The following is a 25217-nucleotide window of genomic DNA, read 5'->3' on the forward strand; positions in this document are numbered from 1 at the left end:
GGCGCCGGCCGCCCGGAGGGCGGGTCCCGCGGCGTCTGGCGCGGTGCATCGCAAGGCGGAGATTCGCCCTCGTAGTGGGCTACTCGGGCGATTCGGCAACGCAGCGAGGCGCCGTGCCAGGCGTCGCGGGACAGGCGGGATTTTGACGACAGGGCCTAGCGGACGACCGCACGGAGCAGGTCGCCGAGGATCGCGATGCCCTCGGCGATGTCGGGCGGGGAGCTCGCGGCGTAGCCGAGCACCAGTCCCGGGCGGTGCGGGCGTTGGGTGTGCCAGGACAAGGGCTGTGTTTTGACGCCCCGCGCCAGGGCGGCCGCCGCGAGGTCGGTGTCGGCGCAGGCCGCGTCGATGGTCACCATGAGGTGCAGGCCGGCCGCCGCGCCGTGGACGACGGCGTCCGGGAGGTGCTGCCGGATCGCCTCGGTCATCGCGTCCCGGCGGCGGCGATGGCGGCGGCGCAGGAGGCGCAGGTGGCGTTCCAGCTCGCCGGATTCCATGAGCCGGGCCAGCACCAGCTGCGGCAGTGCGGCGTTGCCGAGGTCGGCGAAGCGCTTGGCGGCGAGAAGGGCGTCGCGATACGGCGGCGGGGCGAGGAGCCATCCGGTACGCAGGGCGGGGGCGAGGAGCTTGGACACGCTTCCGGCGTAGAAGACGCGTTCCGCGAGCATCGCGCGCAGGGCGGGGACCGGGGGGCGGTCGTAGCGGTGTTCGGCGTCGTAGTCGTCCTCGATGACCAGTCCGCCCTCGCCGGCCCAGCGCATCAGCTCCCGGCGCCGCTCCCCGCCGAGGACCACGCCGGTCGGGAACTGGTGGGCCGGGGTGAGCAGGACGCCCGGGGCGCCGGTGGCCCGCAGGTCCTCGACCCGTATGCCTTCGGCGTCGACCGGGACGGGCGGGGTGGCCAACTGCCCGATGCTCAGCTGCTGACGGGCCCCGAGGGACCCGGGGTCCTCCACCGCGATCTCGCGGATCCCGGTGCCGTGCAGCACCCCGGCGAGCAGACTGAGCGCCTGGGCGGTGCCGGCGACGATGATCACCTCGTCCGGATCCACCCTGATCCCCCGGTTGCGGGCCAGCCAGTTGGCGACGGCGCGGCGCAACTCCGGGGTCCCCCGGGAGTCTCCGTAGCCCAGCCCGGAAGCCGAGAGGTCCGCGAATACGGACCGTTCGGCACGCAGCCACGCCGCTCGCGGGAACGCGGCCAGGTCGGGCACGCCCGGCGACAGGTCGATCCGGGCCGGCGCCGTCCGCAACGTGTCGAAGACGTCCGCGCCGGGCCGGGCGGTGAACGGCCCGGCGGTCAGCGGCACAGCAGCGGACTCCAGGGGTACCACCGGAGCGGCGACGACCACCGTGCCGGCGCGGCCGCGCCCGGCGACCTGCCCGTCCTCCGTCAGCCGCTGGTAGGCCTCGGTGACCACGCCACGCGATACGCGCAGTTCACCGGCCAGCACCCTGGTGGCCGGCAGCCTGCTCCCCACCGGCAGCCGGCCGTCCGCGATCGCCATCCGGAGGTGCCGGGCCAGCCAGTCGGACAGCCCGCCGGGCGGCGCGTCGGCCATGTCGAGCTGGAGGAAGTCGGACCCGGTGGCGCCGGCCGTTATGGACCGGTCGGAGGCATCACCATTGGACCTGTTCATCAGTCCATTATGCCGCCACGCTGAGCCGCATGAGCATGAGTTACGTCCACGGCTACTCGTCAACCGAAGCCCGCCGCCTGGCAGATCAGGCCGACACCCTCGCGGAACTGCTGCATCAGGACACCTCCTACCCCGCGGGCAGCAGGGTCCTGGAGGCCGGCTGCGGGGTGGGCGCCCAGACGGTGCATCTGGCCGCGGCCAGTCCGGGGGCACACATCGTCGCGGTCGACCACAACGCCGGGTCCCTCGCGCAGGCCCGCTCCCGCGCGGCAGCCTGCCTGGCGGATGTGGAGTGGTGTCACGCCGATCTCTACGACCTGCCGTTCGCCGACGAGTCCTTCGACCACGTCTTCGTGTGCTTCGTCCTGGAGCATCTCGCCGAGCCGCCGCGGGTGTTGGCCGAACTGCGGCGCGTCCTGCGGCCCGGCGGCACCATCACCGTGATCGAGGGCGACCACGGTTCGGCGTTCTTCCACCCCGACGACCCGGACGCCCACGCGGCGATCGCCCACCAGGCCCGGCTGCAGTCCGCCGCCGGGGGCAACGCGCTGATCGGGCGGCAGCTGCAACCGCTCCTGTCCGGTGCCCGATACGACGACATCGTCGTGCGCCCTCGCACGGTCTACGCCGACCGGACCCGCCCGGCGCTGGTCGAGGGCTTCACCCGCAGGACGTTCATCGCGGTGATGGAATCCGTCCGGGACGACGCGCTGGCCGCCGGCCTCGGCACCCCGGCCGAATGGGACCGGGGCATCGCCGGGCTGCGCCGCACGGCCGAGGAGGGCGGCACCTTCCACTACACGTACTTCAAGGCACGCGCCGTCAGGCGGTGAGCGCAGCCACGGCAAGCAGGACTCGACGCGGTTCGCCGGCGCCGCCGTCATGGTCACCGGCGCCGTGTGGACCCGCGCCCAGCCCTCGGCCGCGATGCCGGCCGCCTACGACGCCGGTCCCTCGCTCGCGGCGACGCGGCTCGACTTCACCGCGACGCTGCGCGAAACGCTGGGAGTAGTTCTCGCGAGACTGCGCCTCTCCCGGCCGGGTCCCGTGTGGGGCGGCGACCCGGAACGTATGCTGCGCCACAGGTAACGTCTGGAGTCAGCCATGAAGCCGAATCGCTCCATCCCGGCGTCGACGGTCATCCCCGTTCTGATCTATCCCGATGTGCGCGACGCGGTCGCCTGGCTCGGCGCGGCCTTCGGGTTCGTCGAGCGGGTGCGGATCGGCGAGGACCACCGCGCGCAACTCGCTTACGGAGACGGCGCCGTGATCATCGGGGATGTACGCCACGAACGCCGGCCGCCGCGCCCCGGCGAGGTCACGCACTCGGTGATGGTGCGGGTGGAGGACGCCCGCGCCCACTGCGAACGAGCCCGGGAGCACGGCGCACGCATCGTCATGGAGCCGACCGACTTCGAGTACGGCGAGCGGCAGTACGCCGCCGAGGACCTTGCGGGCCATCAGTGGACGTTCTCCGAGACGCTCGCGGACGTCGCCCCGGAGGAATGGGGCGGGACGTCCGTCGCGGCCGACTGACGTTCGTGGCGGACGGCTGCACGCGCCTGACCGGCGCCGTGGAGTCCATGGCGCCGGTCAGGCGGATCCGGCGTCGCGCCGGGGTACCGTCAGTTGCCGCTCAGGTCGTAGACCGTCGTGGTGCCCACGGTCGTCTTTGTGTAGTTCGCGGCCACCCACGCGGTGATCTGTGATGCCGTGGTCGTGGTGCTGCCGCTCGTCTTGCTGCCGCCGTCGATGAAGTAGTGGATCTTTCCTTCGGCCACATACTGCTTGAACTGCGCGAGTGTCGGTGCCGGGTCCGTGCCGTTGAAGCCGCCGATCGCCATCACCGGTGCCCCGCCGGCCAGTTGGTAGCTCGCGGCGGTGGTGGAGCCGACCGTGGCGGCGGTCCAGGTGTAGGAGCTCGCGTCGGTCTTCAGCAGCGTCGTCATCTCGGAGCTGACGGTGACGCCGCTGAGCAGGGCGTTGCCTCCGCCGGCGCCGCCCATGCCGCCGCCCTGCTGCCCGGTCGGGGCCGTACCCGTGGTGCCGCCCTGGCCCTGCGGCGCCGTACCCGTACCGGTCTGGCCCTGCGGCGCCCTACCGCCGCCGCCCGCGCCGCCCGGCCGGCCGCCGCCACCGCCCATGCCCATGCCGCCCGTCCTGGGGCCCGCGGTCGGCAGGGCGCCGGTGTGCGCGGTACTCACCGTCGTCAGGGTGTACGCGAAGGGGCCGGCCAGCGAGGCCACGACTGCCAGCGAGGCGGCCGCCAGGGCCAGCCGCCGGTTCAGGCGGCTCGCCACGACGATGCCGGCCGCCGCGATCAGCCCGGCGGGCAGCACCACCCAGCGGAGCCAGGTGTACGAGTCGCCCGAGGCCCGGCCCAGCAGGACGTACGACCAGACGGCCGTCACCGCGACGGCGCCGCCGAGCACGGAGGAGACCGCGATGCTCCGCCGCTCCTGCCAGAGCAGGCCGGCGCCCATGCCCACCAGCGCCGCGATGTAGGGGGCCAGGGCGATCGTGTAGTAGGCGTGGAAGATGCCGCTCATGAAGTCGAAGACCGCGAGCGTGCAGAGCAGCGAGCCACCCCACAGCAGCAGCGCGGAGCGCCGTTCGTCGGCGCGGCCGCCGCGCCGCGTCACCCACAGGCCCGCGACCAGCAGGATCACCGCGGCGGGCAGCAGCCAGGAGATCTCGCCGCCCATCTCGCTGGTGAACATCCGGAAGATGCCGGTCGGGCTGGAGTTGCCGGTCGAGCCCATGCTGCCGGTCTCGTTGCCGGTCAGCCGGCCGAAGCCGTTGTAGCCGAAGGTCAGCGACAGGAAGCTGTTGTCCTGCGACCCGCCGATGTACGGACGTGAGGACGCCGGCCACAGCTCGACGATCGCCACCCACCAGCCGCCGGACACCACGATCGCACCCAGGGCCAGCGCGAGCTGCCACAGGCGGCGGCGCAGCCGGGTCGGCGCGCACACTCCGTAGACCAGCGCGAGGGCGGGCAGGATCAGGAAGGCCTGGAAGGTCTTGGTCAGGAAGCCGAAGCCGACGCAGACCCCGGCCAGCAGCAGCCACTTGGTGCGGGCCTGCTCGGTGGCGCGCTGGGTGCAGTACACGGCGCAGACCATCAGGAGCGTCAGCAGCGCCTCGGGGTTGTTGTAGCGGAACATCAGCGCCGCCACCGGGGTCAGCGCCAGCGCCGCGCCCGCGATCAGCCCGGCCCCCGGGCCGATGCGGCGTCGTACGGCCGCGTAGAGCACGCCGACCGCCGCCGTGCCCATCAGCGCCTCGGGGGCGAGGATGGACCAGGAGCTGAGGCCGAAGATCCGGACCGACAGGTCCATGGGCCACAGGGAGGCGGGGGGCTTGTCGACGGTGATGAAGTTGGAGGCGTCGGAGGAGCCGAAGAAGAAGGCCTTCCAGCTCTCGCTGCCCGCCTGTACGGCGGCGGAGTAGAAGCTGTTGGCCCAGCCCGAGGCGCTGAGGTCCCACAGATACAGCGCCAGCGTGCCGAGCAGCAGGCCCAGCACGGCGGGCCGCACCCAGCGCGGGCTGCCGGTCCGCGGGTCGCGGGCTTCGGTATCGGCCGCACTGTGCGGCGGGTGCGTCAAAGTAGTCATGACCTGAGCATGGGACAGCCCGCTGAGGCGACTCTTTGACATGTCTATGTGCGGCCTGTGCTGTGCGTGAGAAGGTTCTAAGAGGCGTCCTCGCCGGCCTCCAGCAGGGTGGCCGCCGCGCCGATGATCTTCGGGTCGGGTACCCCGACGACCTCGTCGTCCTTGTCGGGGTACGGGAACCGGGCCAGGACGCTGCGCATGGCCTCCACCCGGGCGCGCTTCTTGTCGTTGCTCTTCACCACGGTCCAGGGCGCGTGTTCGGTGTCGGTGGCGCGGAACATCGCCACCTTGGCGGCGGTGTAGTCGTCCCACTTGTCCAGTGAGGCCAGGTCCATGGGGCTGAGCTTCCACTGCCGGACCGGGTCGACCTGACGGATGGTGAAGCGGGTGCGCTGCTCGCCCTGGGAGACCGAGAACCAGAGCTTGATGAGGTGGATGCCGTCGTCCACCAGCATCTGCTCGAAGGTGGGCGCCTGGGCCATGAACTGCCGGTACTCGTCGTCGTCGCAGAAGCCCATGACCCGCTCGACGCCCGCCCGGTTGTACCAGGAGCGGTCGAAGAGCACGAGCTCACCGGCGGTCGGCAGGTGCTGGACGTAACGCTGGAAGTACCACTGTCCGCGCTCGCGTTCGGTGGGCTTCTCCAGGGCGACGACGCGGGCGCCGCGCGGATTGAGGTGCTCGGTGAAGCGTTTGATGGTGCCGCCCTTGCCTGCGGCGTCGCGGCCCTCGAAGACGATGACGATCCGCTGGCCGGTCTCCTTGACCCAGTACTGCAGCTTCAGCAGCTCTATCTGCTGCAGCCGCTTGTGCCGGTCGTACTCGGGCCGGCTCATCCGGGCCGCGTAGGGGTAGTTCTCCCGCCACGTGTCCACGGGGGTGCCGTCGGGGTTGACCAGGATCGGGTCGTCGATGTCGGTGTGGTCCACCCGCATGCCCTGCTGCAGCAGATCGAACATGGGCCCTCCTCAGCCGTGGAACTGGGGGATGATCAGGTAGAGCCCGTACAGGACGGCGGCTGCGCAGACCAGGAAGCACAGTCCCGCGCCTGCCAGCGCGACAGCGCCGCTGCCGCCGGTGCTGCCGCCCCCGGTTGACTCTTCCCGGCGCGAGAGCGCCAGTACCCCGAGGGTGAAGACCACGACGACCGCGACGGTCGCCCCGATGCTCACGACGGTGACCTGACCGAGGGCACTCCAGTCCAGAGTCATGGTGTGTACCTCTCTCAGACGCCGACGCCGGCCGGCTGCGGGCGCATGGCGACGTGGTGGTGGTCGTTGACATTGTGCGCGTGAACCGGGCTGCGACGCGAGCCGAGGTAGATGCCCACGGCCACCGCGATGGCCGCCACCGCGATGAGGATCGTGCCGAACGTGCCGCCGTGCACGACCACGCCCGCCGCGACCGCGCCGACGGCCCCCGCCATGGGCAGCGTGACGAGCCAGGCGACCGCCATCCGCCCGGCGGTGCTCCAGCGCACCTCGGCCAGCCGCCTGCCCAGCCCGGCGCCGAGGATGCCACCGGAGCAGACCTGCGTGGTGGACAGCGCGAAGCCCAGGTGGGCGGAGGTCAGGATCACGGCGGTCGAGGCGGTCTCCGCGGCGAAGCCCTGCGGGGACTGGATGTCGGTGATGCCCTTGCCCATGGTGCGGATGATCCGCCAGCCACCGATGTACGTGCCCAGGCCGATGGCCAGCCCCGCCGACGCGATCACCCACGGCGGCGGCCCGGCATCGGCCCCGAGAGACCCGGCGGAGATCAGGGTGAGGGTGATGACGCCCATGGTCTTCTGCGCGTCGTTCGTGCCGTGCGCGAGCGAGACCAGCGACGCGGACGCGATCTGCCCGAGCCGGAAGCCGCGCGTGACCGACTCACCACGCGCCCGGCTGCTGAGCCGGTACGCCAGATAAGTGGCGAACAGCGCCGCGAGCCCGGCCACGATGGGCGATGCCACCGCCGGGACGAGGATCTTCTCGACAACCTTGTCGAAGTGCACACCCTGCTCGCCCGCCCCGACCCACACGGCGCCGATCAGGCCGCCGAAGAGGGCGTGCGACGAGCTGGAGGGCAGGCCGAGCAGCCAGGTGACGAGGTTCCACAGGATGGCGCCGACCAGCCCCGCGAAGATCATTCCGGGGGTGACCAGCGTGTCGTCGACGATGCCGCCGGAGATGGTCCTGGCGACCTCGGTGGACAGAAAGGCCCCGACGATGTTGAGGACCCCCGCGATGAGGACCGCGACCTTGGGGCGCAGCGCGCCGGTGGCGATGGAGGTGGCCATCGCGTTGGCGGTGTCGTGGAAGCCGTTGGTGAAGTCGAAGGCCAGAGCGGTGACGATCACTACCGCGACGAGGAAAGTGATGTGCTCCATGCCGAGAGCCAAGCAGCCCCCGGCATACGCCGGACGAAGCCCGTGTGAAGTTCCGTCCACGCGGCGTTCAAGGGCGAATCAACTCAGCGGGGTTGCGGCAGCGCCGGCAGCTTGGTGTCGTACAGCCACATCCGGAACAGCCCGTCGAGCGGGTGCGCGCTGTGCCGCTGGGCGAGGGCGGTGAACTCCTCGGTCGTCACGGTCCAGTGCCGGTACGTGGCCGTCCACTCCCGCAGCAGCGCCACGAAGGACGCGTGCCCGATGACCGTACGCAGGGCGTGCAGGGTGAGGGCGCCGCGTTCGTAGACGCGGTCGTCGAAGAGGCGGCGCAGGCCCGGGTCGGCGATGCGGATGTCCTGGCGCATGAGGGAGAGCCGGGTCCGGGACTTGGCGGCGTGGGCGGCGGTCGAGGGGCCGCCGGAGAATTCGGACCAGAGCCATTCGGCGTACTTGGCGAAGCCCTCGTTGAGCCAGATATGGCGCCAGTCGGCGAGGGTGAGGCTGTTGCCGAACCACTGGTGGGCCAGTTCGTGGGCGACCAGGCGCTCGCTGCCGCGCCGGCCGTCGACGTGGTTGGCCCCGAAGATGGAGAGCCCCTGGGCCTCGACGGGCACGTCCAGTTCCTCGTCGACGACCACGACCGCGTAGTCGTCGAAGGGATAGGGGCCGAAGAGGTCGGTGAAGACGGTCATCATCTGCGGCTGGCGCGCGAAGTCGTGCTCGAAGCGGCCCATCAGCCGGCGCGGCACCGCGGCGGGCTGCGGCACCGCTCCGGCGCCCTCCACCTCGACCAGTTCGTACGGGCCGATCTGGACGGTCGCGAGGTAGCTGGCCATGGGGGCGGGCTGCTCGTAGACCCAGGTGGTGGTGGAGGAGCTGATCGTACGGGAGACGAGCGAACCGTTGGCGACGACGGTGTACGGCGACGGGGTGGTCACCGCGATCCGGTAGGCGGCCTTGTCGTCCGGGCGGTCGTTGCACGGGAACCACGAGCGGGCGCCCATCGGCTGGGAGGCCACCAACGCGCCCTCCTCCAGGTGCTCCCAGCCGAGGTCGCCCCAGTCGCGGGTGCGGACGGGCTTGGGGACGCCGGTGTAGCGGACCTCGACGGTGAAGGGGGACCCGGCCCGCAGCGGGCGGGCCGGGCGGATGCGGAGCTTGTCGGCGCGGTGGGTGTAGCGGGCCGGGCGGGCGCCGTCGACCAGGACCCGGTCGATACGGAACGGGCCGAGGTCGAGGGCGACTTCGGACAGGGAGCGTTCCGCGACGGCGGTGATCCTGGCCCGGCCGGAGAGCCGGCCGGAGTGCGGGCGGTAGTCCAGTTCCAGGTCGTAATCCGTGGTCCGGTAGCCGCTGTCGCCGTGCTGCGGCAGGTACGAATCCGTCACCCTTGCGCGTCCTCCGCCTGTTCCGTGGTCCATGCCGTGATCGGGTTGCCCAGCCAGCGGGTGCCGGCGGGCACGATCTCCCCGCGCATCACCAGCGAGGCGGGGCCGACCGCGGCCCGCTCGCCGATGACCGCGCCGGGCAGCGCGATGCCGTGCGGGCCCAAAGTCGCGCCCTCACCGAGGACAACATTGTCCATGCGCATGATCCGGTCGTGGAACAGGTGGGTCTGCACGACGCAGCCGCGGTTCACGCTCGCCCCGACGCCGATGGTGACCAGGTCGGCCTCCGGCAGCCAGTACGTCTCGCACCACGCGCCGCGTCCGACCCGGGCGCCGAGCCCGCGCAGCCACAGGTTCATCAGCGGCGTGCCCACGGTCGCGCCGACCAGCCACGGCACGGCGAGCACCTCCACGAAGGTGTCCGCGAGTTCGTTGCGCCACACGAAGGAGGACCACAGCGGGTGTTCGACGGCCCGGAAACGCCCGGCCAGCAGCCACTTCGCCGCGATCGCGGTCACGCAGGCCACCACTCCCCCGGCCAGCAGCAGCGCCCCGCCGCACAGCACCGCCAGGGCGAGCCCCAGTTGGACGGCCAGCAACTCGAAGGCCGCCAGCGCCAGCACGGCCAGCGCCACGCCGCACATCACCGGCACGATCCGGCACAGCTCGACCACCGCCCGCGCCCACATCAAACGCTTCGGCGGGTCGAAGGTACGGCTGGCGTCGGCCGCTTCGGCGGCCCGGGGCAGCTTCATCGGCGGCATGCCCAGCCACGAGCTGCCCGCCTTGGCCCGCTTGGGCGTCGCCGACAGCACACCGACCAGGCCGCGCTTGGGCACGGACCGCCCGGCAGCCGTCATCCCGGAGTTGCCGAGGAAGGCCCGCTTGCCGATACGTGCCTCGGCGATCCGCAGCCATCCGCCGCCGAGTTCGTACGACGCGATCATGGTGTCGTCGGCCAGGAAGGCCCCGTCGCCGACCGTCGTCATGGTGGGCAGCGCCAGCACGGTCGACGCCTCGACCCGGCGCCCCACCTTCATGCCGAGCGCCCGCAGCCACACCGGCGTGAACAGGCTCGCGTACAGCGGGAAGAGGTGCACCCGGGCCATGTCCATCAGCCGCTCGGTCGCCCACGCCTGCCAGGCCACGCGGCCGTGGACGGGGTGGTGGCCCTCGCGCAGGCCGACGGCCAGCAGCCGTACGCCGGCCAGGACGAGAGCCGCGTAGGCGATCATGGCGACGGCCGTCGCGAGCGGCACGGCGGCCAGGGCTGCGGTCAGCGCGTCACCGAGACCGGCCCGGCCGCGTACGAAGGCGCCGATCACCAGTACCCCGGGCAGCGCGGCCAGGGCGGGCAGCAGGCTCAGGGCGAGCGAGGTGAGGGTGTAGACCGCGATCCAGCGGCGCCGGCGCGGCGGACGGCCCTCGGGGCGGTTGCGGTTGGCCTTGCCCTGGCGCGCCGCCGGGACGCCCGCCCAGCGTTCGCCCGCCGGTACGGCCCCGGTCACGCCGGATCCGGCGGCGATCTCGGCCCGCTTGCCGATCCGGGCGCCGGGGAAGAGGGTGCTGCGGGCGCCGACGGTGGCGCCGGCGCCGATCCGGATGGCGCCGATGTGCAGCCGGTCGCCGTCCAGCCAGTGCCCGGACAGGTCGGTCTCGGGCTCGACCGCGCAGCCCTTGCCGAGCCGCAGCATGCCGGTCACCGGCGGCAGGGCGTGGAGGTCGACGTCCTCGCCGACGCGGACGCCGAGCGCCCTCGCGTAGTACGTCAGCCAGGCCCCGGCCAGACCGGTGGCGCCGCTCAGCTCGGCGAGGCGTTCCGCCGTCCAGAGCCGCAGGTGGACGCTGCCGCCGCGCGGATACGTCCCCGGGCGCAGGCCTCGCAGCAGCAGCCGGGCACCGCCCGCCGCGATGACGATCCGCCCGGCGGGGCTCACCACGAGCAGCCAGCCCAGCGCCACCCACCACCACGACACGGTCGGCGCCCAGGGCAGCGCGAGCAGGTTGTTGACCGCCGCCGCGGCCACGCCCCAGCGAAGCCCGGCGACGCTCAGCAGCGGCAGCATGAGCAGCGTCTGCGCCACGCCGGTCCGGCGCGGCACCGGCCGTACCTCCCCGGCCTCCAGGCCGGCGCCCGTCGAGGACGCCTCCAGGGTCCGGGCGAGGGCCCCGAGCGCCGGGTTCTGGTAGATGTCGCCGACCGACCCGGCCGCGTAGCGCTCCCGGATCCGCGACACCAGCTGCGCGGCGGCGAGGCTGCCGCCGCCGGCGGCGAAGAAGTCCGCCCCCGGGGTGGTGGGCGCGGTGCCGAGGATGTCGCCCCACTGCTCCGCCAGCCACGCCTCGGTGGCCGTGAGCTCGACCGTTTCTTCCGGGGTGTCCAGGTTCGGCAGCGGCCACGGCAGCGCGGCCCGGTCCACCTTGCCGGAGGTGCGGGTCGGGAGGGTGTCCACGACGGCCAGGAGCGGCACGAGCGCGGCCGGCAGCTCCTTGCGCAGGCGTGCGAGGGCGTCGGGCTGGTCGAAGCCGTCGTCGGCGACGACGTAGCCGACCAGGAGCTGGTTGCCGCCCTGGGTCGCCTTGACCGCCGCCGCGGCGCCCGCGACGCCCGGCAGGGCCTGCAGGGCGGCGTCGATCTCGCCGAGCTCGATGCGGCGGCCGCCGAGCTTGATCTGCTCGTCGGCCCGGCCGACGAAGAGCAGGCCTTCCTCCTCGGCCCGCACCAGGTCGCCGCTGCGGTAGGCGCGGTCCCAGCCGAGGGCGGGCAGCGGGGCGTACTTCTCGGCGTCCTTGGCGGCGTCGAGGTAGCGGGCGAGGCCGACGCCGCCGATGACCAGCTCGCCGGTCCCGCCCAGGGGCACGACCTCGCCCCGGGTGTCCACGACGGCGAGCTCCCAGCCGTCGAGCGGCAGGCCGATGCGTACCGGGCCGACGCCGGTCAGGGGCGCGGCGCAGGCGACGACGGTGGCCTCGGTGGGGCCGTAGGTGTTCCAGACCTCGCGGCCGGGGACGGCCATGCGCTCGGCCAGCTCTGGCGGGCAGGCCTCGCCGCCGAAGATCAGCAGGCGTACGGCGTCCAGCGCCCCGGCGGGCCAGAGCGCGGCCAGGGTGGGGACGGTGGAGACGGCCGTGATGCGTTGCTCGACCAGCCAGGGGCCCAGGTCGAGGCCGGTGCGTACCAGGGAGCGGGGGGCCGGGACGAGGCAGGCGCCGTGCCGCCAGGCCAGCCACATCTCCTCGCAGGAGGCGTCGAAGGCCACGGACAGCCCGGCCAGGACACGGTCGCGGGGACCCAGCGGCTGCTCCGGCAGGAAGAGCCCGGCCTCGGCGTCGACGAAGGCGGCGGCGCTGCGGTGGGTGACGGCCACGCCCTTGGGCTTGCCGGTGGAGCCGGAGGTGAAGATGATCCAGGCGTCGTCGTCCGGCCCGGGGCGGCGGTCCACGGCCCCGCCCGGCAGGCCGAGGGGGGTGATCTCCCGCCCTGCGCCGATGACGGCGCTCACGGCGGCCTCGGAGAAGACCAGCCGGGCCCGCTCGTCCGGGTCCTCGGCGTCCACGGGAACATATGCGGCGCCCGCCGCGAGCACGGCGAGGATCGCCACGTACAGGTCGGCGGTCCCGGACGGGACGCGTACGCCGACGCGGTCGCCGACGCCGATCCCGGCGGTGGCCAGGGTCAGCCGGAGCGCCTCGACCTCGGCGAGCAGCCCGCGGTACGTCAGCGGCGCGGTCCCGTCGTCGATGGCTGGTGCGTCCGGGTGATCGCGGGCGGTGGTGTCGAGGATGTCGAGGAGCGTGCGCTCGGGAGCGGCGGCGCCTGCGGTGAAGACGGCCGGGGCGGGTGTCTCGTCCAGCAGCGATTCGAACAGCGTCGTGGACTCGGTCGTCACGGTCATACGACGTCCCGCGGATCGGCCGCCACGGGTTCGATCGGGTGGAGGCCGGGCTGGTTCGGACGCATCTCTCACTCTCCGTCGGTCGTGTGGAGTGCGCTGCGAACCCCCGCTCCGCGCACGGCGAACAGGAAGTTTACCCAGCGTTAACCGGGCTCGCCTGTTGTGAGCGTCGCGCGCCCGCTGCCGCCGCGCCGTCGCCCGGACCGTCCCCGACCGGCATTCCCCCTGCTCACGCACGACGCCGGGCCCGCCACCCGTCAGGTGGCCGGACCCGGCGTCAGCCGTCCGTTTGTGGCGAAACCCACTCCGTACGCCCTACTTCTGGCCGGTGAATTCCTCGTACGCCCCTACGACTTCCTCCGTCGGGCCGTCCATGCGGATGCTCCCGGATTCGAGCCAGATGACCCGGTCGCAGGTGTCGCGGATCGACTTGTTGTTGTGGCTGACCAGGAAGACCGTGCCGGCCTCCTTGCGCAGTTCGCGGATGCGTTCCTCGGAGCGCTTCTGGAACTTGCGGTCGCCGGTGGCGAGGGCCTCGTCGATCATGAGGACGTCGTGGTTCTTCGCCGCGGCGATGGAGAACCGCAGGCGGGCCCCCATGCCGGACGAATAGGTGCGCATGGGAAGGGAGATGAAGTCGCCCTTCTCATTGATGCCGGAGAAGTCGACGATGTCGTCGTAGCGGTCGCGGATCTCCTCCGGGGTCATGCCCATCGCGAGGCCGCCGAGGATGACGTTCCGCTCGCCCGTCAGGTCGTTCATCAGGGCCGCGTTCACGCCGAGCAGCGAGGGCTGGCCCTGCGTGTAGACCTTGCCACTCTCGGCGGGCAGCAGGCCCGCGACGGCCCGCAGCAGGGTCGACTTGCCCGAGCCGTTCGAGCCGATGAGGCCGACGGCCTCGCCCTTGTACGCGGTGAAGGTGACCCCGCGTACGGCGTGCACCTTGCGGACGTTGGGGTTGCCCTGGCGGGTGACGATCCGCCGGAGCGCGGTGACCGCGCCGCCCTTGGCACCGCCGGCGCCGTGCACCCGGTAGACGATGTGCACGTCTTCCACGATGACGGTCGGAATCCGCTCGTCGGTCACGGTCGGCATGCTCTCTTCGGTCTTCGTCTCAGCCACGGCCGTACTCCTCTTCGGCTTTCCAGAAGTAGATGAAGCCGCCGACGCCCGCGAGGAGCGCCCAGCCGGCCGCCAGGACCCAGACGTGCGAGGGCAGTTGGGCCGCGGTGAAACTGTCGATGAGGGCGAACCGCATCAGGTCGATGTAGACGGCGGCCGGATTCACGTCGAGCAGCACCTTGACGATGTACGGGGCGTCGCCGAGCTTCGCGCTGATGCTGTACATGACGCCGGAGGTGTACATCCAGGTGCGCAGGATGAACGGCATCAGCTGGGCCAGGTCGGTGATCTTGCTGCCGAGCCGGGCCATGGCCATCGCAATACCGGCGTTGAAGATGCTCTGCAGGAGCAGGGCGGGGATGGCGAGCAGCCAGGACAGGCGGGGCACCTCGCCCCACATGATGACGATGGTGATCAGCACGGTCATGGACATCAGCAACTGCTGAAGCTGCATGAGGGTGGTGGCCACCGGCATGGAGGCCCTGGGGAAGTGCAGCGCCCGGATCAGCCCCAGGTTGCCGGAGATCGCCCTCACGCCGGCGAGCACCGAGGACTGGGTGAAGGTGAAGATGAACACCCCCGTCACCAGGAAGGGGATGTAGTCGTCGACACCACGGCTGGTGCCGAGCAGCAGGCCGAAGATCAGGTAGTAGACGGCCGCGTTCAGCAGCGGCGTCATGACCTGCCAGAGCTGGCCCAGCTTGGCCTGGGTGTACTGGGCGTGCACCTTGGCCCGCGAGTACGCGGTGACGAAGTGCCTGCGCGCCCACAGCTGGCGCACGTACTCTCGCAGGTGCGGACGGGCCCCGCTGACGGCCAGACCGTACTTGGCTGCCAGTTCCTGCGCGCTCAGCCCTTGATCGGGAGCGAGCCGCGCGGCGGGGGACTCGTCGAGGTGGAGGCTCACGTGGGGTGCCTTTCGTGCGAGGCAGAGAAAGCCGAGAGGGGGCGACGAGCGGCCGACCGGCCGGACCGGCGGACGGATCAGATCCGTCATCCGTATCGTCGCAGCGCCGACGCTAGCCCACTGGACCGACGGAACGCAACCGTTCCGTCCTCTCCTCACGCTACTCTCATGGGCATGGCACCGGAGACCCCATCCCCACGTCGCACCCCGGCGGGCGCCGCCGTGCTCCGCGACGACGTGACCGAGGCCATCCGCGCCGCCGTCTTCGACGAGCTCGCCGCCGTCGGCTACGGCCGCATGTCCATCGAGGGCATCGCCCGCCGCGCCGGCGTCGGCAAGGCCGCCGTCTACCGCCGCTGGCGCTCCAAGCTCCCCCTCGTCCTCGACGTCGTCTCCGCCGTGGCCGCCCTGGGTGTCCCGGCCCCCGACACCGGCAGTCTCCTCGGCGACGTCCGTACGCTCCTGGAAGTCATCGCCCGCGCTCTCCGGCACCCCGTCGCCTCCCAGATCATCCCTGATCTCCTCGCGGAGGCCGCGCGCAACCCCGACATAGCCTGCGCCCTGCAGGAAGCACTGCGCGGCACCCAGCGCGGCATCGCCGAGGCCATCGTCCGCGCCGCCGTCGCCCGGGGCGAACTGCGCCCCGGTACCGACGTCGATCTCGCCCTCGACCTCATCACGGGGCCGCTGTACTGGCGCCTCGCCGTCATGCGCGCCCCGCTGTCCAAGGGCTACCTGAACCAGCTGGCCACCGGCACCGTGGCGGCCCTGGGCGCGGCGGCGGGCTGAGGCCCACCGCCGCACCCCGCGGTCAGCCGCGGGTCCACTTCTGGTTGGCGCCGCCGTTGCAGGCGTACAGCTCCAGGGGCGATCCGTTGGCGGTGGCCTGGCCGGTGACGTCGAGGCAGAGGCCGGACTGCCGGCCGACCACGCTGCCGCCGTCGGTGACGGTCCACTTCTGGTTGGCGCCGCCGTTGCAGGTGTAGATGTCGACGACGGTGCCGTTGCCGGTGCCCTGGGAGTAGGCGTCCAGGCACTTGTTGCCGTAGCCGCGCAGTTCGCCGGCGGCGGTGAGGGTCCAGTTCTGGTTGGTGCCGCCGTTGCAGGTGTAGATGTCGACGACAGTGCCGTTGGTGGTCGAGTACGACGGGTCCTCGAGGCACTTGCCGGACTGGGCGCCGACGAGGGTGCTGGTGCTGGTCCTTGCGCCGCTCCCGGGGGCGCCGGCGCTCGCGAGCTGGAAGGTGGTGACGCTGCGGGCGGGGAGCGAGGCGGTGAGCACGGAGCCGCTGATGGTGGGGTTGGTGACGCTCGCCAGGCTCTCGGTGGCGCTGGTGCGATGGGTGGCGGTGGGGGTCAGCGCGCCGCTGTTGGTGTCCAGGGTGAGGCTCGACGCGGCGGAGTTGGTGTTGGAGGCGACGACGGTCCAGGCGCCGTCCTTCCAGAAGGCCATGGTCTGGACTCCGGCCGGGGCGCCGGAAATGTCGTAACGGACGGCTCCTGGTCGTACGTACTTGCTGTACTGGGCCAGGGCGTAATAGCGCTTGGTCATGTACAGGGACTGGTTGCCGTCGGTGGCGTAGCTCGGGTCGTAGTAGATGAGGCCGTCGTTCCAGCCGGAGGTGTTGACCTTGCCGGCGCAGGAGGAGTCGGTGCCGACGTCGCAGCCGATGACCGAGGACAGGGCGGTCCACCACTGGAAGGAACGGTCGTTGGCGAGGGTGAAGTCGCGGTAGACGTAGTTGGCGAGGTCGAGGCCGCCGTCGATGGTGGGGTCGTACTGCTGGCCCCAACCGCTGGTCCCGGACTTCTGGCAGCAGATCTCGCTGGCCCACAGGGGCTTGTTGTAGGTGCTGCCGACGGCGGCGACCTTACGGAGGGCGGTGTCGCCCGGGAAGTCGTACGTGTGGTGGGCGAGCGCGCTGACGTAGCCGGCGGCGGTGGAGTCGTTCATCCAGGTGGGGGTGTTGGTGACGAAGGAGCTGGTCTGGCTGGTCTCGTCGGCGATGATGCCGGTGGAGGTCAGGGAGCGGGAGGCCAGGGTGGAGCCGAGGGCCTTGATGAGGGCGGCGCGTTGTGAGACGGGGACGGCCATGCCCTCCTGGCCGCAGTCGCTGAAGGAGCTGTCGGGCTCGTTCATGGGGCTGAGGTAGTCGAGGGTGACGCCGTTCGAGGCCCAGTGGGCGGTGATGTCGGCGAGGTAGGTGGCGTACGCGGACTCGGTGCCGGAGACCAGGGTGCCGCCGCAGCTCTGGGCGTTGCTGGTCCAGGCCTTGGGGGCGCTGTTGACGAAGCCGATGAGGGTGGGGACGCCGTGGTCGGAGGCCGACTGCAGGAAGTAGCTGCCACCGGGATCACGGGTCCAGTCGTAGCTCCCGACGGAGGTCTGGAGGGTCTGCGGGGCCCGGGTGGGGTTGGTGACGCCGGTACCGCCGCCGCCGATGTTGTAGCGGTAGATGCTCAGGTCCAGGCCGGATGCGTCGAACAGGAGGTTGCCGACCTGGCTCTTGGCGGTGGACGAGAAGCCGGCGAGGTCATTGACCCACCAGGCACCGGAGGCGCCGAAGCCGTCGACGGTCTGCGCCTGGGTGGTGACGAGGGCGGCCGCCGAGGTGGCGGCCTGCGCCTCCGCGGCCAGCGGGCCGGCGGTGAGGGCGGAGGCGACGAGCGGGAGCGCGGCCAGCGCCAGCAGGCGCAGCCGGCGTGGCGACCACCTGTCCGGTGACCACCTGCGGGCCGGTTTTCCGGGGAGCGGGGAGGTGTACGGCATCACGGTGTCCCATCCGATGTTTGCGCGAACATGTGCGGGCGTGCGTGAGTGTCGAGTTCAAGGTGTGCACCTGTCAATACACCTGGCGGCACCGGCCGTTGGGAACTGGTCAGTTGTGTTCGCGAATGTGTCCGCGAACGTGTTCGCGAATGTTTGCGCGAATGTTTGCGCCAACGCGGGCCGACCGCGGCGGAATCCCGTGCCTTGACATGGAGTCAACTCCAGCTCCTAGGGTCGGCCGCATGACCGACTCACCTGTTGCACTGATCACGGGCGGCTCCACCGGAATCGGGGCGGCCGCGGCCCGGCAACTGCTGGACCAGGGCCATCGTGTCGCCGTCACGGGACGCAATCGGGACCGACTCGACCGGCTCGCCGAGGACCTCGGCCGCCCGGACAACCTCCTCGCCATCCCCGGGGACGCCGCCGACAACGACGCGGTGGAGGCGGCTGTCGCCTCGACCGTCAAGGAGTTCGGGCGGCTGGACACCGTCGTCGCCAACGCCGGTTTCGCCATCGACGGCACCCTGGCCGACGGCGACCCCGCCGGATGGCGCGAGATGGTCCTCACCAATGTGCTCGGGCCGGCGCTGCTCATCAGGGCCGCCCTGCCCGCCCTCAAGGAGACGCGCGGGCGGATCGTCCTCGTCGGCAGCGTCGCCGGCTTCGTCAACACCCCGGGCAACGTCTACGGGGCGACCAAATGGGCGGTGACCGGACTCGCCGAGAACACCCGGCGCATGGTGACCGCCGACGGCATCGGCGTGACGCTGATCGCGCCGGGACGCGTGGAGACCCCCTTCTGGGACGACCTGGGCGGGCTTCCCGAGGGCGGACTCCTGACCGCCGACCAGCTCGCCGGCGCCATCGTGTGGGCGATCAACCAGCCGAGCGGCGTCGACGTCAACACCCTGGTCGTACGCCCGATCGGTCAGCCGGTGTGAGCCGTCCGGCCGACTACGGCTTGCGCCCCACGCCGACGTGAAGGCCGACGTCCGCCGGGCCGCCGTCGGGCGTTTCCTCCGGCTGCCAGCGGGAGCAGGGGACGACGCCCGGCGGGAGGAGTTCCAGCCCGTCGAAGAAGCGCGCGACGCCGGCGGGGGTGCGCAGGGTGACCCGGGGGGTGCCGCGCTCGTTCCAGAAGGCGGCGGCGGCGTCCACGTCGTCGAGACCCGGGCCGGTGACCGTATGGGACAGGGCGAGGAAGCTGCCGGACGGGAGGGCGTCCATGAGGCGGCGTACGAGACCGTAGGGATCCTCGTCCTCGCCGATGAAGATGACGACGCCGATCAGCAGGAGCCCGACGGGGCGCGTGAAGTCGAGGGTGCGGGCGGCGTATTCGAGGATCGCCTCGGGGTCCCGGAGGTCGGCCAGGGCGTAGTCGGTGACGCCTTCGCGGGTGCCGACGAGGCGGGCGCGGGCGTGGACCAGGACGAGGGGGTCGTTGTCGACGTAGACGACGCGGGCGTCGGGAGCCACGCGCTGGGCGACCTGGTGGGTGTTGTCGGCGGTGGGCAGACCGGTGCCGATGTCGAGGAACTGCCGCACGCCCGCGTCGGCGGCCAGATGCCGTACCGCCCGTCCCAGGAAGGCGCGGCCGGCGCGGGCGACGTCACTGATGCCGGGGTGAAGCCCGAGGATCCGTTCGCCGACCTCCCGGTCCACGGGGTAGTGGTCTCTGCCGCCCAGCCAGAAGTCCCAGATCCGGGCGGCATGGGGTCTGGTGGCGTCGATTCTGCTGCCGGTCCGCTGGTTCAAGGGGCCTGCTCCCAGGTGCCGTGGTGGTGCGAGGCATCACAAGATAGGGGCTGACCGCCCTTCTTGTACTGCCAGTTGATGACATTCAGCGCACTGTCCGGGAACGGGCCGAGCACAGGCCCGGGAGCGGTCCCGGGCGGTCCGGGCCCCGGTCCGGGGGGCGTTGTCAGACCCCTCGGTTACGGTGAGTGATGTCGGCAGCACTGTCCAGTACGTCGCGTGACGAAGGGGGGTGCGCCGGGCTGCTCCCGCCGACGGGGTGCCCGGCGCGGACACGACCATGAGCCTGATCAATCACCTCGGCCTGACCCAGGCCTGCGAACTGCTCGGCCTGTCCCGGCCGCAGATCCAACTCGCCGTGGACTACGGCCTGCTGCGGCGCGATCCCGGCACCCGGTCCTTCGACCCCGCCCAGGTGCGGGAGGTCGTGGCGCGGCCCGAGCCCTTCCATGCCTCCCTCGCGGCGGCGCCCGCGACGCCCGGGCCCGGGCGGAGGCCGGACGGCGCAGAGCCCTGGCCCGGGGGCGGGAGGCCGAGCGGCGCAGGCAGGGCGCACTGTGCGAGGAAGCGGCCGCCCGGGTCCGGGCCCGGGTCCCCATGCGGGAGCACGGTCCCGAGCGGGCCGTACTGCACCTGGGACCGCCGCGTTCCGGGCGGACCCGGGCGGCGGTGGAGGTGCTGGCCGGGCAGCCCGGCACGGGGGTCTACGCCACGGCCGGGCCCGGGCACGCCCGGCAGGCGTACGGGCTGCTGCGGGCCCGCCTGGGCTCGCAGCAGGTCGGGCTGGCCACGGACGAGGGCCGGGTGAACGCGCAGGCGCGAGTGCTGTGCTGCACCCCGGAGTTCGTCCGACCGACCGCGGATGTCCTGGTCGTGGACGCCGTGGAGGGGGACGCCCTGGCCCGGCTGCTGCTGGCGGGAGCACACCGTGCGGTGCATGTCACCGGGGTACCCAGGGACGAGGCGCTGCTCGGGGCGTTCTTCGCGCGGGCGGGGCGAGGGCCGGGGTCAGGGCGAGGGCCGGGGGCAGGGCCAGGGCCGGGGGCCGCGCGCCTGGAGACTGTCGGGCACCAGCGGGCCGCGCCGCTCACCCTGGCCGCCGCGGCCGGGCCCTCCGAGGTGCGGCCCGGTACGGCGGTCGTCGCCCGGGACCGTGCCTGCGTCCACGCGCTGCACCGCGAGCTGCTGGCGGCCGGGCGTACGGCGACCGTGCTGTACGAGGCGCTGCCGGCCGCCGTCCGCGCCGAGCAACTGCGCCGACTGGCCGCCGGGGAGGTCGACGTCGTCGTCACGACCGCCGTCCTCGGGCGGGATCCGGTGCCGCCACTGGCGGCGGTCCGCTTCGCTCAGACGCCCGAGCCCGGCGGGTGGGAGGCGGCCCGACTGGCGGCGTACGCGGACGGGGTGGTCGGCGAGTACCGCACCGCGCTCCCCGTCACCCCGCCCGGCCGGCGGCTGCTGCGCGACGCCGTGGAAGCGGCGGCCGACGGCGGCGCGGCCCCGGGGCGGGGGCGGTTGCCGCTGCTGCCCGGCTGGGAGGAACTGGGCGGTCCCGCGCCGGGCGAGATCCCGCATGCGCTGGCAGCGTGGCGTACGGCGGCGGCCAGAGCCCTCGCCGGTCACCTGGGCCTGTACGCCCAGTGGCCGGTCGCCCTGACCGCCAAGTGGCAGGCGGCCCGCATGGCGGCCGGTGCCGGACGGGCCGCCGACGCCCCCTGGCCGGTCGACGGGCCCACGGTGTGGCGGCTGATCACCCTGCCGGGCGGCCCGGACGGCCTGTTCCCCGACATCGCCGCCGCCTTCCTGGCCGGCCGTTCCCTGACCGGGCTGCTGCGCCCCGGCTCCGAGATCGCCTCGCTGCCGCTGCCCGACGCGGAGACCTACGCCGGGATGCTGCGGGAACTGCGGCCGGCCCTGCTGCGGTTGGGTGAGGCCGGCGGCCTCTCCCCCGCCGACACGGCGGCCGGCGAGGCAGCGGTCGTCCGGCGCCTCAACGACCTGCTGGCCGATGGCGGGCCGTTGAGCCCGCCACCGGTCTGCGTGTGCTGCGGCGCGCCGTGTGCGCCGTGGGAGGACCACTGCGGGCAGTGCCGCTGCGCGGGCGGTTAGACGTCAGGTGCCGCAGGAGCCGGTGAAGACGTCCACCTGGTTGGCGCTGCTGTGCGCCACGGCGATGTCCTGGATGCCGTCGCCGTCGAGGTCGGCAGCCTGGGCGTCGTAGGCACCTGGGGCGGTCAGTTCGGACAGCTGGGCGAGCGTGCCGTCGGCAGCGCCCCGGAAAAGCGTGACGGAGGTGCCGTTGAGGGAGGAGACGAGGATGTCGGTGTTGCCGTCGTCGTCGAGGTCTGCAGCGCTGACGGCGACGGGCAGGGCGGGGGTGGTGTAGGCGGTGGCGGCGGCGAAGGTGCCGTCGCCGGCGCCCAGCAGGATGCTGACGGTCGCGCCGCCGAAGTCGGCCGAGGCGATGTCGGGGTGGCCGTCACCGTCGAAGTCGGCGACGACCGTCTGGTAGGGCTTTGTGCCCACGGCGTACTCGGTGCCGGTGACGAAGGTGCCGTCGCCGGTGCCGAGCAGGACGGTGACGGAGTTCCCGTCGAGGTCGGCGGCGGCGACGGTGCCGCCGACCGCACCACAGTGTCGGCACTGTGCTGGACCGGACGTGGGTCGACCGCCACCGCCTCCGCCACCGCCTCCGTCACCGACGACTGCGACGGGCCCACAGGCAGAACGCCGTGAAGCCCAGCGCCAGTGTCACCGCCCACGACACCGCGAAGGCCACGATGAGCAGCGGGTCGCCCGTACGGACGGCCGCCACCAGCAAGGTCACCGACGCCACCGCCAGCAGGCCCAGCGCCCAGGGGCGAAGCCGCCTCGTGCGGTCCAGGCACCTGGCCCACAACCCCGGACGCAGCGTCCGCAGACGGCGCTCCAAGCGCCGGTCCTGGCCGAGCGCCATTTCGATCTGGACCAGAATCCGCTGTTCCCGGCCAGACAGCCGAGACCCGTGCCCGTCCATGGCTCGCCACACCTCCACCAACCGTCACCGGTCCCTGTCTTCCAAATGCCCCGGCAACGCGCGGCCTAACAGGCGCCGATGAATTCCGTTGCTCCGTGCCGTCCTTCTCTACGAGCGACACACCCACCCTGCTCAACGAAGGAGACCACGATGTCCGAAGCGACCGCCACCACGCCCACCACCACCGGCACCACCTCGCCGGCCAGGAGCGAACTCGCCCTGCGCGTCCTGCAGGTGCTGCTCGCCCTGTTCTTCGGGGTGGCCAGCGCCCTTCCCAAGCTCATCGCCCATCCGTCGGCGGCCGACGCCTTCGACAAGATCGGCCTCGGCGACTGGTTCATGTACTTCGTCGGCAGCCTGGAGCTGGCCGGGGCCGTGGCCCTGCTGATCCCCCTGCTCTGCGGTCTCGCCGGCCTGGCCTACATCGGCCTGATGATCGGCGCCTTCATCACCCAGGTCGTCGTCTTCCACGGCGAGAACGCGGCGACACCGCTGATCATCATGGTGCTGGCCGGCATCGTCGCCTGGGCTCGCCGCCGGAACACCGCGCGGCTCGTCGGGCTGGTCAGATCGCGTATCCAGGCCCGTTGACCCCCAGCACCAACGCGGCCAGGGCCAGGGCGAGGAAGGCGGCGGCCAGGCCGAACCCCGTGTCGCGGGCCCGCACATGGGTGGCGATGGCACCTACGAAGAACAGGACGATGCCGACGGCAGCGGCCGCCCCGATCCACGGCACGCCGACGAGGCCCAGCAGCACTCCCAGCGCCCCCGCTGCCTTGAGCGCACCCAGTCTGGGCAGCCACGAGTGCGGCACTCCCGCCTTGGTCATGCTGACGAGGATCGGCTCGTAGCGGATGAAGTCCATCACGGCCGAGAAGACGCAGTAGGCGACGACCACGGCACTGACGACGACGTATGCGACATACATGGGAATCTCCAAGCGGTGTTCAGCCGAGACGGGAGAGCTTGTCGGGATTGGTGACGTTGTAGATCTCGCGCACCTGCTCGCCGTCCGGGGTCAGGTCGAGGACGAGCACGGCGAAGGGCGCCTCCCCGGCGAACAGCACTGCGGAGGGCCCGCCGTTGACCTGCAGGTAACGGACGCTGAGGTCCTCCGGCCGGTGAGCGGCACGGTTGACGAGCAGCCGGGCGACCTTGTCGCGGCCGTGGATCGGCCGGGGACCCGCCGCCGCGGCCTTGCCTCCGCCGTCGGCCCACAAGGTCACGTCGGGGGCGAGGAGTTGCAGCAGGGCGTCGAGGTCACCGCCGAAGGTCGCGGCCACGAAGCGTTCGGTCACCTGCTGCCGCAGGAGCGGGTCGGCGCGGTAGCGGGGGCGCCGGGCGTGGACGTGCTCGCGGGCGCGGTGGGCGAGCTGGCGTACGGCGGCCGGTGTGCGGCCGAGGATGTCGGCGGTCTCGGTGTGGGCATAGCCGAACACCTCGTGCAGGACGAAGACCGCCCGCTCCAGCGGGGTGAGCGTCTCCAGGACGACCAGCAGCGCCATCGAGACCGACTCCGTACGCTGGACGACCTCGGAGGCATCGGCGGTGTCGGCCGTCTCGGCGACCTCGGTGACCAGCGGTTCGGGGAGCCACGGACCGACGTACGTCTCGCGACGCCGGCTGATGGCGGCCTGGCGGGCGAGCGCCTTGTTCACCGCGATCCGGACCAGGTAGGCGCGCGGGCTGTCGATCGGCTCCGCGTCCCGCGCCCGGCTCCTGGGCGCCCAGGAGAGCCAGGTCTCCTGGAGTACGTCCTCGGTGTCGGCGACGCTGCCGAGCATGCTGTAGACGATGGAGAACAGCAGCTCGCGGTGGTCGGTGAACACCTTCGTCGCGGTGTCTGCCGGGTCGGACATCATGGGCCTCCTGTCGCGGTCACATCCTGAGAGCCGTACGGACGCCCGGAGTGTGACACCGCCATGAACAAAAAAATGTGCCGGAATAGCCGGGCGGCCCGCGCGCTTGACACTGTTGCCCGAATGATCAATCCCTCCGGAGGCCGGCCCCGATGAGCGCGAGCGCGCCCCATCCCCTGGACAACCCAGCCCTTTCCTCACTGACCGGCCCCCACGCGCACTTCGCGGAGCGCCGTGGCCGGGTGCTGCGCTACCCGGCCGATGTCTCGCCGTGGATGGCGCTTCCGGACGATCCGGACGCCCGCGACTGGGACGACATCGCCGCTCTGGCCGGCCCCGGCGCGCTGGTGCCGCTGGCTGCCGTAATGGTGCCGCCGCCGGGCGAGTGGGAGGTGGAGTTCCACGCCGAGGGCGTACAGCTGGTCGACGAGTCGGTCGCCGCCGCGCCGGACGAGGAGGCGGTACGCCTCGGCCCCGGGGACGTGCCCGAGATGCTGGCCCTGGTGGAACGCACCCGGCCGGGGCCCTTCCTGCCCCGCACCATCGAGATGGGCACCTACCTGGGCATCCGCCGCGAAGGAGCCCTGGTGGCGATGGCCGGCGAGCGGCTGCACCCGCCGGGCTGGACGGAGATCAGCGCGGTCTGCACGGACGACGCCTACCGGGGGCAGGGGCTGGCCTCGCGCCTGGTGCTGGCGGTCGCCGCGGGTATCCGCGAACGTGGCGAGACCCCGTTCATGCACGCGGCGGCGGGGAACACCAACGCCATCCGGCTGTACGAGTCGCTGGGCTTCCGGCTGCGCCGCATGACCGCCTTCTCGGCGGCCCGCGTCCCGGCGCAGCGCCGGCGTGAGGACGTAACAGCGTAGCGAC

21 protein-coding genes and 2 pseudogenes are annotated in these 25217 nt (G+C 72.3%); 8 read left to right on the forward strand and 15 right to left on the reverse strand.

All coding sequences use genetic code 11. The features are described from left to right. Nucleotides 1-155 precede the first annotated feature (155 nt). The gene (gene pdxR / locus ACFXJ5_RS38125; RefSeq protein WP_384642080.1) at nucleotides 156-1640 is read right to left on the reverse strand and encodes a MocR-like pyridoxine biosynthesis transcription factor PdxR; all 1485 of its coding nucleotides are present in this window, start codon (nucleotides 1638-1640) and stop codon (nucleotides 156-158) included. 29 nt (nucleotides 1641-1669) lie between these two features. On the opposite strand from pdxR, the gene ACFXJ5_RS38130 reads away from it, so the two are divergent. The 3 genes and pseudogenes from ACFXJ5_RS38130 to ACFXJ5_RS38140 all read left to right on the forward strand — a co-directional run bounded on the left by ACFXJ5_RS38130 (nucleotide 1670) and on the right by ACFXJ5_RS38140 (nucleotide 3176). After that, nucleotides 1670-2473 carry a methyltransferase domain-containing protein gene (locus tag ACFXJ5_RS38130; protein ID WP_384642083.1) on the forward strand — a complete coding sequence of 268 codons (804 nt, stop codon included), beginning with the start codon at nucleotides 1670-1672 and terminating at the stop codon, nucleotides 2471-2473. Between the two features lie 25 nt (nucleotides 2474-2498). Beyond that, a pseudogene (locus ACFXJ5_RS38135) lies at nucleotides 2499-2729 on the forward strand (hypothetical protein); the annotation flags it as partial. Between the two features lie 15 nt (nucleotides 2730-2744). After that, nucleotides 2745-3176: a VOC family protein gene (locus tag ACFXJ5_RS38140; RefSeq protein ID WP_384642086.1), complete on the forward strand. Its 432-nt coding sequence runs from the start codon at nucleotides 2745-2747 to the stop codon at nucleotides 3174-3176. A gap of 89 nt (nucleotides 3177-3265) precedes the next feature. Here the strand turns inward: ACFXJ5_RS38140 and ACFXJ5_RS38145 are convergent, their stop codons facing one another. The 8 genes from ACFXJ5_RS38145 to ACFXJ5_RS38180 form a co-directional block, all read right to left on the reverse strand. Continuing rightward, nucleotides 3266-5257 carry an ArnT family glycosyltransferase gene (locus tag ACFXJ5_RS38145; protein ID WP_384642090.1) on the reverse strand — a complete coding sequence of 664 codons (1992 nt, stop codon included), beginning with the start codon at nucleotides 5255-5257 and terminating at the stop codon, nucleotides 3266-3268. A 77-nt stretch (nucleotides 5258-5334) separates the two neighbouring features. Further along, nucleotides 5335-6216, reverse strand: a complete 882-nt coding sequence (gene ppk2 / locus ACFXJ5_RS38150; RefSeq protein ID WP_384642092.1) for a polyphosphate kinase 2 — start codon at nucleotides 6214-6216, stop codon at nucleotides 5335-5337. Nucleotides 6217-6225: 9 nt separating this feature from the next. Then, nucleotides 6226-6468, reverse strand: a complete 243-nt coding sequence (locus ACFXJ5_RS38155; RefSeq protein ID WP_384642095.1) for a hypothetical protein — start codon at nucleotides 6466-6468, stop codon at nucleotides 6226-6228. Between the two features lie 14 nt (nucleotides 6469-6482). Beyond that, the gene (locus tag ACFXJ5_RS38160) at nucleotides 6483-7628 is read right to left on the reverse strand and encodes an anion permease (RefSeq protein WP_384642098.1); all 1146 of its coding nucleotides are present in this window, start codon (nucleotides 7626-7628) and stop codon (nucleotides 6483-6485) included. A gap of 83 nt (nucleotides 7629-7711) precedes the next feature. Continuing rightward, the gene (locus tag ACFXJ5_RS38165; protein WP_384642101.1) at nucleotides 7712-9049 is read right to left on the reverse strand and encodes a M1 family metallopeptidase; all 1338 of its coding nucleotides are present in this window, start codon (nucleotides 9047-9049) and stop codon (nucleotides 7712-7714) included. Continuing rightward, on the reverse strand, nucleotides 9013-12912 hold the full coding sequence (locus ACFXJ5_RS38170) for a Pls/PosA family non-ribosomal peptide synthetase (protein ID WP_384642104.1): 3900 nt from the start codon (nucleotides 12910-12912) through the stop codon (nucleotides 9013-9015). The genes ACFXJ5_RS38165 and ACFXJ5_RS38170 overlap by 37 nt, the downstream gene beginning before the upstream one ends. Nucleotides 12913-13227: 315 nt before the next feature. Further along, entirely contained in the window at nucleotides 13228-14007 is a 780-nt protein-coding gene (locus tag ACFXJ5_RS38175) for an ABC transporter ATP-binding protein (RefSeq protein WP_384642174.1), read from the reverse strand. Between the two features lie 19 nt (nucleotides 14008-14026). Further along, on the reverse strand, nucleotides 14027-14941 hold the full coding sequence (locus ACFXJ5_RS38180) for an ABC transporter permease (protein ID WP_384642107.1): 915 nt from the start codon (nucleotides 14939-14941) through the stop codon (nucleotides 14027-14029). A gap of 174 nt (nucleotides 14942-15115) precedes the next feature. Here ACFXJ5_RS38180 and ACFXJ5_RS38185 point away from each other — a divergent pair, with 174 nt between their 5' ends. After that, nucleotides 15116-15730, forward strand: a complete 615-nt coding sequence (locus ACFXJ5_RS38185; protein ID WP_384642109.1) for a TetR/AcrR family transcriptional regulator — start codon at nucleotides 15116-15118, stop codon at nucleotides 15728-15730. A 22-nt stretch (nucleotides 15731-15752) separates the two neighbouring features. Here ACFXJ5_RS38185 and ACFXJ5_RS38190 read toward each other — a convergent pair whose 3' ends face one another. Continuing rightward, nucleotides 15753-17711, reverse strand: coding sequence for a glycoside hydrolase (locus ACFXJ5_RS38190; protein ID WP_384642112.1), 1959 nt, complete (start codon nucleotides 17709-17711; stop codon nucleotides 15753-15755). Between the two features lie 242 nt (nucleotides 17712-17953). On the opposite strand from ACFXJ5_RS38190, the gene ACFXJ5_RS38195 reads away from it, so the two are divergent. After that, entirely contained in the window at nucleotides 17954-18655 is a 702-nt protein-coding gene (locus ACFXJ5_RS38195; RefSeq protein ID WP_384642114.1) for an SDR family oxidoreductase, read from the forward strand. 13 nt (nucleotides 18656-18668) lie between these two features. Here the strand turns inward: ACFXJ5_RS38195 and ACFXJ5_RS38200 are convergent, their stop codons facing one another. Continuing rightward, on the reverse strand, nucleotides 18669-19469 hold the full coding sequence (locus ACFXJ5_RS38200; protein WP_384642117.1) for an SAM-dependent methyltransferase: 801 nt from the start codon (nucleotides 19467-19469) through the stop codon (nucleotides 18669-18671). A 597-nt stretch (nucleotides 19470-20066) separates the two neighbouring features. On the opposite strand from ACFXJ5_RS38200, the gene ACFXJ5_RS38205 reads away from it, so the two are divergent. Beyond that, entirely contained in the window at nucleotides 20067-21578 is a 1512-nt protein-coding gene (locus ACFXJ5_RS38205) for a hypothetical protein (RefSeq protein WP_384642120.1), read from the forward strand. 3 nt (nucleotides 21579-21581) lie between these two features. Here ACFXJ5_RS38205 and ACFXJ5_RS38210 read toward each other — a convergent pair. Together ACFXJ5_RS38210 and ACFXJ5_RS38215 are read right to left on the reverse strand one after the other, a co-directional pair. After that, nucleotides 21582-22064, reverse strand: a pseudogene (locus ACFXJ5_RS38210) (FG-GAP repeat domain-containing protein); the annotation flags it as partial. Between the two features lie 100 nt (nucleotides 22065-22164). Then, nucleotides 22165-22485 (reverse strand): DUF3040 domain-containing protein, encoded by a 321-nt coding sequence (locus ACFXJ5_RS38215; RefSeq protein WP_384642123.1) that lies wholly within the window; start codon nucleotides 22483-22485, stop codon nucleotides 22165-22167. A gap of 150 nt (nucleotides 22486-22635) precedes the next feature. On the opposite strand from ACFXJ5_RS38215, the gene ACFXJ5_RS38220 reads away from it, so the two are divergent. Further along, on the forward strand, nucleotides 22636-23076 hold the full coding sequence (locus ACFXJ5_RS38220) for a DoxX family protein (protein WP_384642125.1): 441 nt from the start codon (nucleotides 22636-22638) through the stop codon (nucleotides 23074-23076). Here the strand turns inward: ACFXJ5_RS38220 and ACFXJ5_RS38225 are convergent. Both ACFXJ5_RS38225 and sigJ read right to left on the reverse strand, forming a co-directional pair. Further along, nucleotides 23051-23413 (reverse strand): DoxX family protein, encoded by a 363-nt coding sequence (locus ACFXJ5_RS38225; RefSeq protein WP_384642128.1) that lies wholly within the window; start codon nucleotides 23411-23413, stop codon nucleotides 23051-23053. The two genes, ACFXJ5_RS38220 and ACFXJ5_RS38225, sit on opposite strands and share 26 nt — an antisense overlap. A gap of 19 nt (nucleotides 23414-23432) precedes the next feature. Further along, nucleotides 23433-24344: an RNA polymerase sigma factor SigJ gene (gene sigJ, locus ACFXJ5_RS38230; protein WP_384642131.1), complete on the reverse strand. Its 912-nt coding sequence runs from the start codon at nucleotides 24342-24344 to the stop codon at nucleotides 23433-23435. A 152-nt stretch (nucleotides 24345-24496) separates the two neighbouring features. Between sigJ and ACFXJ5_RS38235 the strand changes: the two genes are divergently transcribed. Then, entirely contained in the window at nucleotides 24497-25213 is a 717-nt protein-coding gene (locus ACFXJ5_RS38235; protein WP_384642134.1) for a GNAT family N-acetyltransferase, read from the forward strand. Nucleotides 25214-25217: the final 4 nt, after the last annotated feature.

This window comes from Streptomyces sp. NPDC059373 (assembly GCF_042751495.1).
Classification (GTDB): Bacteria; Actinomycetota; Actinomycetes; order Streptomycetales; family Streptomycetaceae; genus Actinacidiphila.

Coding starts and splice junctions, on each gene's coding strand:
- pdxR (WP_384642080.1), bottom strand. CDS start 1,640: ATGAACAGGTCCAATGGTGATGCCTCCGACCGGTCCATAACGGCCGGC.
- ACFXJ5_RS38130 (WP_384642083.1), top strand. CDS start 1,670: ATGAGCATGAGTTACGTCCACGGCTACTCGTCAACCGAAGCCCGCCGC.
- ACFXJ5_RS38140 (WP_384642086.1), top strand. CDS start 2,745: ATGAAGCCGAATCGCTCCATCCCGGCGTCGACGGTCATCCCCGTTCTG.
- ACFXJ5_RS38145 (WP_384642090.1), bottom strand. CDS start 5,257: ATGACTACTTTGACGCACCCGCCGCACAGTGCGGCCGATACCGAAGCC.
- ppk2 (WP_384642092.1), bottom strand. CDS start 6,216: ATGTTCGATCTGCTGCAGCAGGGCATGCGGGTGGACCACACCGACATC.
- ACFXJ5_RS38155 (WP_384642095.1), bottom strand. CDS start 6,468: ATGACTCTGGACTGGAGTGCCCTCGGTCAGGTCACCGTCGTGAGCATC.
- ACFXJ5_RS38160 (WP_384642098.1), bottom strand. CDS start 7,628: ATGGAGCACATCACTTTCCTCGTCGCGGTAGTGATCGTCACCGCTCTG.
- ACFXJ5_RS38165 (WP_384642101.1), bottom strand. CDS start 9,049: ATGGACCACGGAACAGGCGGAGGACGCGCAAGGGTGACGGATTCGTAC.
- ACFXJ5_RS38170 (WP_384642104.1), bottom strand. CDS start 12,912: ATGACCGTGACGACCGAGTCCACGACGCTGTTCGAATCGCTGCTGGAC.
- ACFXJ5_RS38175 (WP_384642174.1), bottom strand. CDS start 14,007: ATGCCGACCGTGACCGACGAGCGGATTCCGACCGTCATCGTGGAAGAC.
- ACFXJ5_RS38185 (WP_384642109.1), top strand. CDS start 15,116: ATGGCACCGGAGACCCCATCCCCACGTCGCACCCCGGCGGGCGCCGCC.
- ACFXJ5_RS38190 (WP_384642112.1), bottom strand. CDS start 17,711: ATGCCGTACACCTCCCCGCTCCCCGGAAAACCGGCCCGCAGGTGGTCA.
- ACFXJ5_RS38195 (WP_384642114.1), top strand. CDS start 17,954: ATGACCGACTCACCTGTTGCACTGATCACGGGCGGCTCCACCGGAATC.
- ACFXJ5_RS38205 (WP_384642120.1), top strand. CDS start 20,067: ATGCGGGAGCACGGTCCCGAGCGGGCCGTACTGCACCTGGGACCGCCG.
- ACFXJ5_RS38215 (WP_384642123.1), bottom strand. CDS start 22,485: ATGGACGGGCACGGGTCTCGGCTGTCTGGCCGGGAACAGCGGATTCTG.
- ACFXJ5_RS38220 (WP_384642125.1), top strand. CDS start 22,636: ATGTCCGAAGCGACCGCCACCACGCCCACCACCACCGGCACCACCTCG.
- ACFXJ5_RS38225 (WP_384642128.1), bottom strand. CDS start 23,413: ATGTATGTCGCATACGTCGTCGTCAGTGCCGTGGTCGTCGCCTACTGC.
- sigJ (WP_384642131.1), bottom strand. CDS start 24,344: ATGTCCGACCCGGCAGACACCGCGACGAAGGTGTTCACCGACCACCGC.
- ACFXJ5_RS38235 (WP_384642134.1), top strand. CDS start 24,497: ATGAGCGCGAGCGCGCCCCATCCCCTGGACAACCCAGCCCTTTCCTCA.